The organism is Paraburkholderia sp. GAS82 (genome assembly GCF_050436285.1).
Taxonomy (GTDB): domain Bacteria; phylum Pseudomonadota; class Gammaproteobacteria; order Burkholderiales; family Burkholderiaceae; genus Paraburkholderia; species Paraburkholderia phenazinium_B.
Genome location: NZ_JBNDLX010000014.1, coordinates 195369 through 207954 on the forward strand (window position 1 = coordinate 195369; position 12586 = coordinate 207954).

Here is a 12586-nt window from a genome sequence, read left to right on the forward strand (position 1 = left end):
TTAACTTGCCGCTCCAACGTTGCCTCATAACGGAGTCACCATGAATACAAAGAGTCCGTCTACCGATTCTCGCTCACGCAGAACTGATCCGAGCGGATCGTCCTCATCGACCCTCACTTATCACCGGGTGGAAGTGAAAGGTGTTGGCGTCTTCTATCGGGAGGCGGGGCCGAAAAACGCGCCAACCATCGTACTTCTTCACGGGTTTCCGTCGTCGTCGCGGATGTTTGATAGTCTCATTCCGCTGCTCGCGCCGGAAATCGCGATTCCAATCGTTGCGAGTGTAGCTATCGTGCAATTGCCGGTATGGTCGCGCGGATCGCTGAACGGCCGATGAGCAGCTCCGAACGGCCGTTCGCTTGCGCGCGCGACGCAACATCGGACCTGCCAACAGGGGCGACCGGAATCTTGCCGATCATCAAAATGAGACCGGTTTGCGCGAGCGTTCGATGCGCCTCGCGATAACGTGCACAGCCAGCGTAATCAAGAGACCGATTGCACTGCCGGCCGCTACGTTGATCAGACGCTCGCTAGCGAAAGTCCACGACTGCCCGGCAACCACGAATGCCATCGCGGCGCAGGCGCAACGCGTGCCGAATGCCATAACGTAGGGCCGAATGCAGACGAGTGTCAGCAACGCAGCGAGGATAACCAGGTCTCGCACGAAATAGTCGTGGGGGACCAACAACCCGACGAAGATACCGGCCGGCACGCCTACGATGGCCCCCGCGATACGATTCCGGAACTTGACTCGGGCGCTCGCCGCACTGCCCGTCACCACGCTCGCCGCAGACCAGATCATCCATTGTCCGCGCTCGATATGCCTCCACTCCACGAGCGCAGCTGCGAGGCCTACGGCGAGTGCTATTGCGATCATCGCTTCGACGTACGGAACACGGTCGCCACGCTCAGAACGCTTCGACCATTTCGCATAGTGAGCTAGATATGAAACCTCTGGACGGCGTTCGCGGTAATGATTGATCGAGGAAATCAGCAGAACCGGCAAGAAAGCAGCCAATACGAAGGGAAGAAGTTCGAACCCGCGATGAATGAGTGAGGATTGCCTCACTCCCTCGGCGCTCTCGCAGGCGAGGTAAAGTACCGGAATGAACGTATAGCTACCGAGTGAGCGCAATTCGCTTCCCCGTGCGGTCACCAAAATCGACCCCATTGCCATTAGGGCAGTGGCTACGACAAACAGTGGTGGATACGCAAGCGAGGCCATCAATACCAGGAAGCCCGCTCCGATGGTTATCCCGTGGGAAATAACCCCGAGCGGAGCGAGATGCGAGCGATCCACTGCGATAGCGGTCGACACCGTCACCAGCGAAACGAGCAACCACTTTGTCTGACCGGAAACCAGCGCGAGGACGACTAATGGGAAAAGGGCCGTCAACGTGCGAACAAGCGCCTTGCTGTCGATAGCAGCCCCGATGCGCGACATGGCCGATCCGACAGCCTCGTAACGCCTTTTTTGCGTCGGCGAAGCGTCGGTTATACGGTTAATTGATTGTTCGTCGGACCTTGATGTGGACATCCCGGAACTCCTGCACCGAATCTTCGTGCTCTGCTGCTGCCCTCTCGCGTGTGCGGACAGGTCGATGTACAAACCCGCGCGTTGACCCGATCCGATCGGTTGTTCCAGATGAAGGCGTACCGACCGGCGCACTTTCCGGCCTGTCAGCGGCTGCGCATTCGGGCCGTCATGCCCCTTCGTGGACCAGCGTCAGTCCGCGAGTGCCTGGATCACGTCCGCGGACTGACGCACCAGGCCGAGCCTCGGAAAAATGTAATTAACCGACGCGTGATGATGCTCAGCCGTGGCGCAACTCATCGCATCCTCGGCGAGCACGAGTGTGTAGCCGAGTTCAAAGGCAGCTCGTGCTGTCGACTCCACACCGATATTCGTCGAAATTCCGCCGAGCACAATGGTCTTGATGCCACGGCGGCGCAATTGCAGATCGAGTTCCGTGCCGTGAAATGCGTTCCACTGCCGCTTCGTGATCTTGAGATCGTGCTCGGCGGCTTCGAGCGCTTCGGGGAAGTCCCACCACGTCGACGGAAGTCCGCCGGCAGGAAGCGCCGCGGGCTGGTCGACGGGTTGCTTCAGCGCGTCGCCGAAATCGTCGCTCCAGCCTACGCGGACCAGCACGACCGGCGCGCTGAGTTCCCGAAAGCGCTTCGCGAGCTTCGCTGAGGCCGTCAGCACGGATTCGGCGCTGCGAGGGGCCTTTCCAAAACCAAGGATGCCCTGTTGGAGGTCGATCAGAACGAGCGCCGTAGTTTTGGAGTCAAGTTTCTGCAACATCTTTTGCCTTCCGTTGAAGTTAGTGAGCCAAAGGTGTATTGTGAGGCTCGTCTCACATATCTATTTTATGAGCATGCCCTCACAAAAGTCAACCGCAACATTGCGTGCCGAAAGCGGGCAAGCGAAAGCCCCACAGCGTGCACGCGGTCACGCACGGGTCGCAGCGCTGCTGGAGGCAGCGGGTACCGAATTCGCAGACAAGGGATACGATGCAGCAACCATGACGGCGATTGCCTCCCGCGCGGGCGCATCAATTGGCTCGCTGTATCAATTTTTTCCTACCAAGGACCGAATCGCGGGTGCGTTGCTCGAAAGCTATCTGGACATACTGGCAGAGACGTTCCACAAGCTGCGCGAGGCTGCGCCGTCTCTGGACGTATCGCTGCTTGCGAGCCGGTTGACGAGAACGTTCGTGAAGTTCCGCGCGACCCATCCGGCATTTGCGGTCCTGGTCGAGACCTACAGTTACGCTCTGCCGGGCACCATGAGCATCCGCGAAAGTCTGCGTAGACAGATCGAATCCGTGCTGGCTGAAGTGGCGCCGCATCTGGCACCGGCAGAGATCGCCGTCCGTGCCGCCGTGATCCAGCAGATCATGAAGGCGGCCGTCGCGGTTAATGGCGATACCTCCATAGCCAGTCGTAAAGCTGTCATGGACGAACTGGAGGGCCTTATGCGTCATTACCTGCAGGACGCGATCCAGCGTGCGAACCTGGATACCCTCACGTCTTCATAAGTCTCCACAGCGTGGTACGTCCAATCCGAGGCGCACGGTTTGCCCTTGTGCCATGTAGTCAATTTTCGGGCTCCCCACCATGAGCCACACCATTGATGTTTTTCGCGGACCAGAGCGCCGCTCTGGCATTAGCCGGTTGGCAATACCAGGCTCCAACGGCAGATCTGCCCTCACATCCGGACGTTCGTGAACGCAGTTCGAAGGGCTTTTTATGGCCGGGAGCAGCAGCCCAATTCCCGACTTAAGAGGAAGACGTTAGCGATCTAACGGCCACTCGCGCTGAGCCCGCCAAGTTGCGTCGCCAGGTCTGCGGCGCGCGTCGAGTTGCAAAAAAATGCGGCCGCGCTCGCATAGAGAACGACAGTTGTCTATTGTGCGATCAGCGCTACATGCCCATGCTCGTCCCAACGCCCGCGTTTGTGCCCGTGCCCGAACCCGTGCTCGCGCCTGAACTCGACGTTGTATTCAGATCGATTCTTCCATAGACGCCATCGGCTTCGTCATTCGGCCCCGCGGCAAAGAACAGCGTGTTGGACGGCTGATTGCTGAGATCGTTGCCGAACGCAATGCCCCACATGCCGTGCTCAGCGACCGGACCGCCGTTCGGTCCATTGAGCGGCCCGATCGACTGGCCGCTTGATGCATTGAACGCGTTGATCGTGCCGTCGCTGAAATTGCCGATCAGTATCGCACCGCTCATCGAGCCGAAGTTGCCGGGCGCTTGCGCAATGCCCCAGGGCGCGTTTAACGAGCCGCCCGTCGCGAAGCGCTGCTTCAGGTTGCCCGCCGTGTCGTACACATCGATCATGCCGAGACCCGCGCCCGCGACATCGTCGTGCTTGGCCGCATCCTGCATCGCATAGGTGACGAACAGATTCGAGCCTATCGCCTGAATGCCGAACGGCGCGAAGCCGGCCGGAATCGCCGGGTCCGTGAAGTTGCCTGGCATCGCGACCTTGGTGAAGCTGGTATTGAAGACGTCGATCTTGTTGTTATGGAAGTCCGTCGCGTAAAGAAAGTTGTTTCCGTTCATTGCCGCGAGCGCGAGACCCTTGTACACGGCGCCGCCCGTGCCGTCGTCGTACATCACGAACGCGTTGGTCGGCCCGACGGAGGGCGCCCAGGCGGTGATGGTTCCGCCTTCCCCAGCGAAGATGAATGCAGCGGCGCCCGACTTGCCGTTTTCCAGGACGGTGAAGCTTTGAGTGCCGTTGAAGACGATGCCCGTGGGCGATGCTGAACCATTCTTGCCGTCGGGTATCGTGACGACCAGCGATTGCGGCACGCCGTTGCCGTCATAGAGCGTCGCGACATTGGTACCGTTGTCCGCGACCCAAACGAAGCCTTTCGGATTGAAGGCGACGCCCCATGGGTTTTTCAGATTCGCGTCCGTGTGCGCAGCGGGCACCGCGCCATCCGACACGAGGGCCGTCACACTGAACGACGACTGGATGGGTGGGTTTGAATTATTCGAACCGGAGCTGCCCCCGCATGACACGAGAGTCGCGATAGCCGCGCCGCATGCTACGACGCCGAACACGTCGAGTAGAGATTTCATGACCGCACCCCCTGTTCTGTCCGAAAGCCGTGACAGTCATTGAACGAAGTAGACACGGGGTTTATTCCCGCGACAGGGCTTATTTCGTGTGCGATTTCGTGTGACTACAATGGTTGAACTGGCTAGATAAAAGCAGATGCTGTGCAACGAATAACACGCGTGACTATTCCATCCGTCCAGCCAAAAAGTTGTGAACGCGCGTGACGTGCTTCAGGCCATCAGCGAATAGCCGCAAGGACCTTACATGGATCGCCTTGCCGAGGGGGGCCGCAGTACCGCCCGCGATGCATGCGGACGGAAAAGTCTCTGCATGACAGAGGAGAACTATCGATCGTCGGGGGCTTTGTTGCTGTTGCGATGGTGTTCAACAACCTCACTAGCGGAAGCGCCTGAAAAAACTCCGAATGTCGGCCGCAAGAAGTTCAGGTTCTTCCATGGCCGCGAAATGACCGCCACGCGGCATGTCGGTCCATTGCGCGACATTGAACACTCGCTCCAGCCATCCGCGTGGCGGGTGGTTAATCTCTTTCGGAAAGTGTGCAAAGCTCACCGGCGGCAATACCCGTTGTCCGGCGGTGAAACGCATGGGTTGCAGCCGGTTTTCCCAGTACATCTGAATGGCGGTACCAATGCTCTGGGTGAACCAGTAGAGCGACAGGTTGGTAAGCAGTTCATCTTTCGAAAATCGCCGCTCGATAACCCCGTCGCAATCGCTCCACGCGCGAAACTTCTCGCCGATCCACGCGGCCAGTCCGCCCGGTGAGTCGTTAAGCGACGCGGCCAATGTTTGCGGCCTCGTGCCGTGCATATGCGCATAACCACCCTCGAGCGCAGCCCACTCAGCTTTCTCTCGAAGATAGTTTTGCTCTGCGGTGGTAAGCGGCGAATCAGTGGCGTCAATTGCCGGTTCGTACGAGCTCGGCAGAAAGTTTAGATGAATTCCATCGACTACCTGGGCGTGCCGCAAGGCAAGCGCGATCGACACCCCCGCGCCCAGGTCGCCACCCTGAGCACCAAAACGCTGGTACCCAAGACCTCGCATCAGCGAAGCCCACAGGTCGGCCACCTGAAACGCCGAAGTACCCGCGGCGGCAGGCGCCGTCGAAAACGTAAAGCCCGGCAGTGAAGGAATAACGATGTCGAAGGCATCGTTCGGGTCCGCGCCGAATGCAGCCGGGTCGCGCAAACGCTCCGCCAGCTCATGAAATTCGAAGAACGATCCGGGCCACCCGTGTGTGATAACCAGCGGATAAGGCCGGGGTCCAACACCACGCTGATGAACGAAGTGCACACGCTGACCGTTCACGTCGGCCATGAATTGAGGCTGCTGGTTCAGACCGCGTTCCGCAGCCCTCCAATCGAAACTGTCGGCCCAGTATTTCACCAGTTCGCGCAGCCATGTGGCGTCTGCGCCTTGTTGCCATGGCTCGGACGGTGTCGCGGGCGCCCACCGGCTGTCGCGCAAACGCCGGCGCAAGTCGTCGATCTCAACATCGGACACGCAAATTTGAAATGGCTCGATATGCATGGCACGTCCTTTGGAAGGGGGGCAGTCAATTGGCAACCACTGATTGCCAGGAATACGCAGTCTAACGAAATTCGGTTTTCCCGCAGGTGAGCGAGCAGCCCGAGGGCACCAGGCAAGATATCTATCTTGTGGTCGGACCACAAACCCGTTAGATTGACCCTTCGTGTTAGAGAAACTCTCGTGAATGAAACGGGTATTGCCTCCACTTAATGCACTGCGTGCCTTCGAGGCTGCCGGCCGGCTCGGCAGCTTCAAGGATGCCGCCACTGAATTGCACGTGACTCACGGTGCGGTGAGCCAGCAAGTGCGTCTGCTCGAGGATTGGCTCGGTGCGCCGTTGTTCGAACGGCACAACCGGCGCGTGGCGCTCACTCCGGCGGCAAAGGCCTATCTGGAGGAAGTCGGCCCGCTCTTCGAGCAGCTCTCGCAGGCAACCGCCAGATATGGTGTCTCCGGAACGGCTTCGCGCACCCTGGCCGTGAACGCTCCCGCGACCTTCACCTTGCGCTGGCTGGTGCCGAGGCTGGCAAAATTCCGCGCTGAGCATGTCGACGTGGATGTGACAGTGGAGACGTCGAACGAGCCGGTGGAGAGTCTGAAAGAACCTTACGACATCATCATCCGGGGCGGTCCGGATACGTTCTATGGCTACGCGATGCAGCCTTTTCTCGCCGAGGAGCGGCTCCCGGTCTGTAGCCCGGCACTCCTTCAGCGACTGCCGCTGCGGATGCCTGACGACCTGCGGCAGCATACGTTGCTGCATACGTCGAGTTTGCCGCGGCTCTGGCCGGACTGGCTGGCAAGGGCAGAGATTCCCTCGCTGCGGCCGGCTGCCACCCTGACGTTCGACCACTTCTACCTGACCTTGCAGGCCGCCATTGACGGAATCGGCATCGCGATGGGCCCGACTGCGCTGGTCTCCGACGATCTCGCCGCTGGCCGGCTGGTCGCGCCGTTTGCTGGTCCGCGCCTGCCGTCCCGAAGCTATTGCACGTATGTTCCGGATGCGAAAAGCGACAACGACCTGGTCGCGCTGTTCCGCGCGTGGCTCGAACGCGAAGGTGCGGATTTGCCGCGTTCCTCACCTTCTCCGCGTACACGGCGCTCCCGGCGCCCGTCGCGATCGCAATAGAGCAGGCACAAGGAGGTGCAAGCAGGCGCAAGCAGACGTCAAGCCGACACAATCAGGCGCAGCCGGAATTTGCTCAGACATTAGGGAATGCCTACGCTTGAGCGGCTGCCACCCAGCATCGTAAAATCGTCTTACATCTGATTGGGGGTCCAGCAATGTGTCTGGCTTCTCGTTGCGAATTTGACCGCGATATCCGGCGCTACATGGCGTCTGCGGTGCCTGTTCGATCCGCTTCTTCCGGGAAGGCCAGCGGCAGCCGTGGCATTCTCACGGTGTCCGCCTCATGACCCCGCTCATTTCCGTCAAAAAGCTCAGCAAGAGCTTTCCCGGCGTGCGAGCGCTTCACGACATCCAGTTCGATCTCGTGGCGGGCGAAGTCCACACACTGATGGGCGAGAACGGCGCCGGCAAATCGACGCTGATGAAAATCCTCGCGGGCGTATATACCCGCGATTCCGGCGAGATTGTCTACGACGGCCAGCCCGTGGACTTCCAGAGCCCGCGCGAGGCGCAGGCTCTGGGCGTATGCATCATCCATCAGGAACTGCAGTTGATGAATCATCTGAGCGTCGCCCAGAACATGTTCATCGGCCGCGAGCCGCGTGGACGGCTCGGCGTGTTCCTCGATGAAGACAAGCTCAATAAGCAGGCGAGTGAGATTCTTGCGCGAATGCATATGAAGCTCGATCCGCGCGCCATCGTCAGCACGCTGACGGTCGCGAAGCAGCAGATGGTCGAGATCGCCAAGGCCTTGTCCTTCGATTCGCGCGTGCTGATCATGGATGAACCGACCTCGGCACTCAACGACGCCGAGATCGCTGAGCTGTTCCGCATCATTCGGGAACTGAAGAGCGGGGGCGTGGGAATCATCTATATCTCCCACAAGATGGATGAGCTCAAGCAGATTTCCGACCGCGTCACCGTGCTGCGCGACGGGGAATATGTGGCAACGGTCAATGCGCAAGATACCGACGTGGAAACGATCATCGGCATGATGGTGGGCCGAACCTTGACCGACGCCGAGCCTTCCCAGCGCGGAACAGACAAAGGCGAGGTCGCCCTCGAAGTCAATCATCTGAACGCTGGGCCACTCGTGCGAGACGTGAGTTTTGCGCTGCACAAAGGTGAGATCCTGGGCTTTGCCGGCCTGATGGGCGCCGGCCGCACCGAAGTTGCGCGCGCCGTGTTCGGCGCTGATCCGGTTGAATCCGGCGAAATCATCGTCAACGGTGTGAAGGCGACGATCAGGACGCCGAGCGACGCGGTAGAGCGCGGTATCGGCTATCTCTCGGAAGACCGCAAGCGCTTCGGTCTTGCAACCGGCATGGATGTCGAATCGAACATCGTCATGTCCAACCTGCGCAAATTCCTGTCGTTCAATTTTTTCCTGCGCCGCAATCAGATGCGCAAGACCGCTTCGCATTTCATCAAGCTGCTCGGCATCCGCACGCCCTCGGCGACGCAAACGGTGCGGCTTCTATCGGGTGGCAACCAGCAGAAAATCGTGATTGCGAAATGGCTTGAGCGCGACTGCGACGTGCTGTTCTTCGACGAGCCGACGCGTGGTATCGATGTGGGCGCGAAGAGCGAAATCTACAAGCTGCTGCGCGAACTGGCCGGGCAGGGCAAGGCGATTGTGATGATCTCCTCCGAGCTGCCGGAAGTCCTGCGCATGAGCGACCGCATCGTCGTGATGTGCGAGGGCCGCATTACTGGCGAACTTTCAGCCGCGGAGGCGACGCAGGAGCGCATCATGCAACTGGCGACGCGGCGCGAAACCCTAAAAGCAGCGTGAATCTCAAGAGGTCCAATTTATGACACAGCCATCGGATAGTTCGGCGCTGGGTAGCCAGGGACGATCGTCCGGCCTGAGAGCCCGCTTCTTCTCGCCGACCGCCCTGCAAAAACTGCTGGCCTTCGGCAGCCTGATCCTGCTGCTGATCTTCTTCAGCTTCGCGTCGCCCTCGTTCATGCAGATGGACAACATGCTCGGGATTCTGCAGGCGACGGCGGTCAACGGTGTGCTGGCAATTGCCTGTACGTTCGTCATCATCACCGGGGGCATCGACCTGTCTGTCGGCACCTTGATGACGTTTACGGCCGTGATTTGCGGTGTGTTTCTCACCAACTGGCACTTTCCGATGTGGATCGGCGTGCTGGCTGCGATCGGCACGGGCGCGTTGTGCGGAAGCATTTCAGGCACCCTCACGGCGAAAATGAAAATACCGCCGTTCATCGCCACGCTGGGCATGATGATGTTGCTGAAGGGACTGTCGCTGGTCGTCTCGGCGGATAAGCCGATCTACTTCACCGACACCGACAACTTCTACATGATCTCGCAGGATTCGCTGATCGCGTATTTTCTGCCGAGCGTGCCGATTCCAAACGCCGTGCTGATCCTGTTTTTCCTTGCTGTCGCGAGTTCGATCACGCTCAATCGCACGGCACTCGGCCGCTACACCTTTGCGCTTGGCAGCAACGAGGAAGCGGTGCGTCTTTCAGGCGTGAATGTCGACCGCTGGAAGATCGCTATTTACAGCCTGGGCGGGGCCATTTGCGGCATCGCCGGACTGCTGATTGCCTCGCGCCTGAATTCGGCCCAGCCGGCGCTAGGCCAGGGTTATGAGCTCGAAGCGATCGCTGCGGTGGTGATTGGCGGGACTTCGCTGAGCGGCGGTTCGGGCACGATTCTGGGCACCATCATCGGCGCGTTCATCATGAGCGTGCTGACCAATGGCCTGCGCATCATGTCGGTGGCTCAGGAGTGGCAGATCGTCGTGACCGGTCTCATCATCATTCTCGCGGTCTACGCCGATATTTTGCGGCGCGGGAAGGGCTGAGATGGCGCGGCAAAGGTGACAGGCAGGAGCAGAAGCAAACATCAAGAAACGGGAGTGCGGTTGGCTCCCTCAATGGCTGAAGATAGATGGCCCACACATCAGGAGGAGATACCTTATGTTGAAAAGAAAACTTATCAGTGTCGCAATCGGCGTCGGCACACTTGTCGGCGGCACGAGCATCGCGCTCGCGGATCAGCCGTACATCCCGCTCATCTCGAAGGGCTTCCAGCACCAGTTCTGGCAGGCCGTTAAAGCCGGTGCGGAGCAGTCCGCGAAGGAGCAGAACGTCAGGATCTCGTTTGAAGGTCCGGAAACCGAGGCAATGGTCGACAAGCAGATCGACATGCTCTCGGCGGCGCTCGCCAAGAAGCCGCAGGCACTCGGTATCGCCGCGCTCGACAGCAAGGCAGCCATTCCGCTGCTGAAGCGCGCGCAGAACCAGAAGATCCCGATCATCGCCTTCGACTCGGGCGTCGACAGCACCATTCCGTTGACGACGTGCGCGACCGATAACATCGCCGCGGCCGCGCTCGCCGCCGACAAGATGGCCGAAGCGATTGGCGGTTCGGGTGAAGTCGGCCTGATCGTGCACGACCAGACGAGCCGCACCGGCGTGGATCGCCGCGATGGCTTCCTGAACGAGATCAAGGCGAAGTACCCGAACATCAAGATCGTCTCGGTGCAGTACGGTGGCGGTGATCATCTGAAATCGGCGGAAATTGCCAAGACGATGATCCAGGCCAATCCGAACCTCAAGGGCATTTTCGGCTCGAATGAAGGCTCGGCCGAAGGTGCTGCAATCGGCGTCAAGGAATCGGGCAAGAAGCTGATTCTGATTGGCTACGATTCGGGCAAGGAGCAAAAGGACGACATCACGTCTGGCCTGATGTACGGCGCCATCACGCAGAACCCGATTGGTATCGGCAAGTGCGTGGTCGACTCCGCAGTGAAGGCGCTGAAGGGTGAAACGCTGCCCAAGAAGGTCGACACGGGCTTCTACTGGTACGACAAGAGCAATATCACCGATCCGAAGATCGCCGCCGTGCTGTATGACTGAGCGTCGCCAGACGTTGCTGTAGCGCGCGACAAAAGAGAAGAGGGGCGGCGGCGTTGCATGACGCCACGCCCCTCTTTGTTCATGGATGCATGCTGAAAGCTCTCGCAGAGGAAGGTGCTTTAGATGACTACGATCACCAGGCTAACTGTCCGGGACATCCGGTTTCCGACGTCGCGTTCGCTCGACGGCTCCGACGCGATGAACGCCGCACCGGATTACTCCGCCACCTATGTGACGCTCGAAACCGACTCGCCACATGGGCTGACGGGACATGGCCTTACGTTCACCATCGGGCGTGGCAACGAGATCTGCGTGAGCGCGGCGCAGGCGCTGGCGCCGCTCGTCGTCGGCAAGACACTCGAGGATATCTCCGCCAACATGGGCGCATTCTGGCGCGCGTTGACCTCGGATAGCCAGTTGCGCTGGATCGGTCCCGACAAGGGCGCGATTCATCTGGCGACCGCGGCGGTCGTGAATGCGGCTTGGGATCTGTGGGCGAAGGCGGAAGGCAAGCCGGTGTGGAAGCTGCTCGTCGACATGAGCCCCGAGGAACTCGTGCGTTGCCTCGACTTCCGCTACGTGACCGATGCGATCACGCCCAATGAAGCGATCGCCATGCTGCACCGTCATGCAAGAACGAAAGGCGAGCGCGAAAAGGAAATGCTGGCGCACGGTTATCCGGCCTACACGACCTCGGCCGGCTGGCTCGGCTACGACGACGAGAAGATTCGCCGCCTTGCCCGCGAAGGCGTGGCGCAGGGCTGGACGCACTTCAAGCAGAAGGTGGGTGGCAACCTCGAGGAAGACATGCGCCGGGCCCGCATCCTGCGCGAAGAAATCGGCCAGGACCGCAAGCTGATGATGGATGCGAATCAGGTGTGGGATGTCGACGAGGCGGTTGCGAACATGCGGCGTCTCGCGCAATTCGATCCGTGGTGGATCGAGGAGCCGACGAGTCCCGACGACGTTCTCGGTCATGCGACCATCCGCGAGCGCCTGCGGCCCATCGGCGTCGCGACCGGCGAGCATTGTCATAACCGCGTGATGTTCAAGCAGTTGCTGCAGGCGCAGGCCATCGATTTCTGTCAGGTCGATAGCTGCCGTCTGGGCGGCCTGAACGAGGTGATCGTCGTGTTGCTGATGGCGGCGAAATTCGGCGTGCCCGTGTGCCCGCATGCGGGCGGCGTCGGCTTGTGCGAATACGTGCAGCACATTTCGCTGTTCGACTATATCTGCGTGTCGGGGTCGCTAGAGAACCGCGTGCTCGAATACGTGGATCATCTGCATGAGCACTTCGTCGATCCGGTGGTGATCCGCCAGGGCCGTTACATGCCACCGCAACGCCCCGGCTACAGCATCGAGATGCATGCGGCGTCGCTCGATCAGCATGATTTTCCGGCGGGGCCGGTGTGGCGAACGTAACCTAC

Annotated in this window: 10 protein-coding genes and 1 pseudogene; 7 read left to right on the top strand and 4 right to left on the bottom strand. The window is 60.0% G+C overall.

Features of this window, described 5'->3' with window-relative positions; translation table 11 throughout:
* Window positions 1-40: 40 nt before the first annotated feature.
* Window positions 41-259: pseudogene (locus tag P3T17_RS34000) on the top strand (alpha/beta fold hydrolase); the annotation flags it as partial.
* Window positions 260-418: 159 nt separating this feature from the next.
* Here the strand turns inward: P3T17_RS34000 and P3T17_RS34005 are convergent.
* Together P3T17_RS34005 and P3T17_RS34010 are read right to left on the bottom strand one after the other, a co-directional pair.
* Window positions 419-1609 carry an FUSC family protein gene (locus P3T17_RS34005; RefSeq protein WP_429411293.1) on the bottom strand — a complete coding sequence of 397 codons (1191 nt, stop codon included), beginning with the start codon at window positions 1607-1609 and terminating at the stop codon, window positions 419-421.
* Window positions 1610-1726: 117 nt separating this feature from the next.
* Window positions 1727-2308, bottom strand: a complete 582-nt coding sequence (locus tag P3T17_RS34010; RefSeq protein WP_429411295.1) for a hydrolase — start codon at window positions 2306-2308, stop codon at window positions 1727-1729.
* Between the two features lie 73 nt (window positions 2309-2381).
* Here P3T17_RS34010 and P3T17_RS34015 point away from each other — a divergent pair, with 73 nt between their 5' ends.
* Complete coding sequence (locus P3T17_RS34015; protein ID WP_429411342.1) at window positions 2382-3044, top strand: TetR/AcrR family transcriptional regulator; 663 nt, start codon at window positions 2382-2384, stop codon at window positions 3042-3044.
* 385 nt (window positions 3045-3429) lie between these two features.
* On the opposite strand, the gene P3T17_RS34020 is transcribed toward P3T17_RS34015, so the two are convergent.
* Window positions 3430-4602: a TIGR03118 family protein gene (locus P3T17_RS34020; protein ID WP_429411297.1), complete on the bottom strand. Its 1173-nt coding sequence runs from the start codon at window positions 4600-4602 to the stop codon at window positions 3430-3432.
* A 376-nt stretch (window positions 4603-4978) separates the two neighbouring features.
* Window positions 4979-6130, bottom strand: coding sequence for an epoxide hydrolase family protein (locus P3T17_RS34025; protein ID WP_429411299.1), 1152 nt, complete (start codon window positions 6128-6130; stop codon window positions 4979-4981).
* 184 nt (window positions 6131-6314) lie between these two features.
* Here P3T17_RS34025 and gcvA point away from each other — a divergent pair, with 184 nt between their 5' ends.
* The 5 genes from gcvA to P3T17_RS34050 all read left to right on the top strand — a co-directional run bounded on the left by gcvA (window position 6315) and on the right by P3T17_RS34050 (window position 12581).
* Window positions 6315-7262: a transcriptional regulator GcvA gene (gene gcvA, locus P3T17_RS34030; protein ID WP_429411301.1), complete on the top strand. Its 948-nt coding sequence runs from the start codon at window positions 6315-6317 to the stop codon at window positions 7260-7262.
* A 283-nt stretch (window positions 7263-7545) separates the two neighbouring features.
* Window positions 7546-9057: a sugar ABC transporter ATP-binding protein gene (locus P3T17_RS34035; protein WP_429411304.1), complete on the top strand. Its 1512-nt coding sequence runs from the start codon at window positions 7546-7548 to the stop codon at window positions 9055-9057.
* 19 nt (window positions 9058-9076) lie between these two features.
* A complete protein-coding gene (locus tag P3T17_RS34040) occupies window positions 9077-10102 on the top strand; it encodes an ABC transporter permease (RefSeq protein WP_429411306.1) in 1026 nt (341 codons plus the stop codon).
* Between the two features lie 115 nt (window positions 10103-10217).
* Entirely contained in the window at window positions 10218-11159 is a 942-nt protein-coding gene (locus P3T17_RS34045) for an ABC transporter substrate-binding protein (RefSeq protein ID WP_074265702.1), read from the top strand.
* A gap of 123 nt (window positions 11160-11282) precedes the next feature.
* Window positions 11283-12581, top strand: coding sequence for an L-fuconate dehydratase (locus P3T17_RS34050; protein WP_429411309.1), 1299 nt, complete (start codon window positions 11283-11285; stop codon window positions 12579-12581).
* The last annotated feature ends 5 nt before the right edge of the window (window positions 12582-12586 follow it).

Excerpts from the sequence above, each read along its gene's own strand:
- gcvA (WP_429411301.1), top strand. The coding sequence starts at position 6,315 with ATGAAACGGGTATTGCCTCCACTTAATGCACTGCGTGCCTTCGAGGCT.
- P3T17_RS34020 (WP_429411297.1), bottom strand. The coding sequence starts at position 4,602 with ATGAAATCTCTACTCGACGTGTTCGGCGTCGTAGCATGCGGCGCGGCT.
- P3T17_RS34040 (WP_429411306.1), top strand. The coding sequence starts at position 9,077 with ATGACACAGCCATCGGATAGTTCGGCGCTGGGTAGCCAGGGACGATCG.
- P3T17_RS34050 (WP_429411309.1), top strand. The coding sequence starts at position 11,283 with ATGACTACGATCACCAGGCTAACTGTCCGGGACATCCGGTTTCCGACG.
- P3T17_RS34025 (WP_429411299.1), bottom strand. The coding sequence starts at position 6,130 with ATGCATATCGAGCCATTTCAAATTTGCGTGTCCGATGTTGAGATCGAC.
- P3T17_RS34035 (WP_429411304.1), top strand. The coding sequence starts at position 7,546 with ATGACCCCGCTCATTTCCGTCAAAAAGCTCAGCAAGAGCTTTCCCGGC.
- P3T17_RS34045 (WP_074265702.1), top strand. The coding sequence starts at position 10,218 with ATGTTGAAAAGAAAACTTATCAGTGTCGCAATCGGCGTCGGCACACTT.
- P3T17_RS34010 (WP_429411295.1), bottom strand. The coding sequence starts at position 2,308 with ATGTTGCAGAAACTTGACTCCAAAACTACGGCGCTCGTTCTGATCGAC.
- P3T17_RS34015 (WP_429411342.1), top strand. The coding sequence starts at position 2,382 with ATGCCCTCACAAAAGTCAACCGCAACATTGCGTGCCGAAAGCGGGCAA.